This window comes from Corynebacterium sp. HMSC076D02, assembly GCF_001813815.1.
Taxonomy (GTDB): Bacteria; Actinomycetota; Actinomycetes; order Mycobacteriales; family Mycobacteriaceae; genus Corynebacterium; species Corynebacterium simulans.
The window spans coordinates 1-827 of sequence record NZ_KV814028.1 but is presented as its reverse complement, the minus strand read 5'-3'; the positions used below and the strand labels follow the sequence as shown (position 1 = coordinate 827).

Annotated in this window: 1 rRNA gene; it reads left to right on the top strand. The window is 55.3% G+C overall.

Annotation, left to right across the window (positions count from 1 at the left end):
- Nucleotides 1-30: 30 nt before the first annotated feature.
- Nucleotides 31-827: ribosomal RNA gene (locus HMPREF2935_RS00640) — 16S ribosomal RNA — on the top strand; the annotation flags it as partial.

Here is an 827-nt window from a genome sequence, read left to right as displayed (position 1 = left end):
CTGATTTTTTGGCTTTTGTGCTGAAATTTTTTTGTGGAGAGTTTGATCCTGGCTCAGGACGAACGCTGGCGGCGTGCTTAACACATGCAAGTCGAACGGAAAGGCCTCAGCTTGCTGGGGTACTCGAGTGGCGAACGGGTGAGTAACACGTGGGTGATCTGCCTTGCACTTCGGGATAAGCTTGGGAAACTGGGTCTAATACCGGATAGGACAGCTGTTTAGTGTCAGTTGTGGAAAGTTTTTTCGGTGCAAGATGAGCTCGCGGCCTATCAGCTTGTTGGTGGGGTAATGGCCTACCAAGGCGTCGACGGGTAGCCGGCCTGAGAGGGTGGACGGCCACATTGGGACTGAGATACGGCCCAGACTCCTACGGGAGGCAGCAGTGGGGAATATTGCACAATGGGCGGAAGCCTGATGCAGCGACGCCGCGTGGGGGATGAAGGCCTTCGGGTTGTAAACTCCTTTCGACAGGGACGAAGCTTTTGTGACGGTACCTGTATAAGAAGCACCGGCTAACTACGTGCCAGCAGCCGCGGTAATACGTAGGGTGCGAGCGTTGTCCGGAATTACTGGGCGTAAAGAGCTCGTAGGTGGTTTGTCGCGTCGTCTGTGAAATTCCGGGGCTTAACTCCGGGCGTGCAGGCGATACGGGCTGACTTGAGTGCTGTAGGGGAGACTGGAATTCCTGGTGTAGCGGTGAAATGCGCAGATATCAGGAGGAACACCGATGGCGAAGGCAGGTCTCTGGGCAGTAACTGACGCTGAGGAGCGAAAGCATGGGTAGCGAACAGGATTAGATACCCTGGTAGTCCATGCCGTAAACGGTG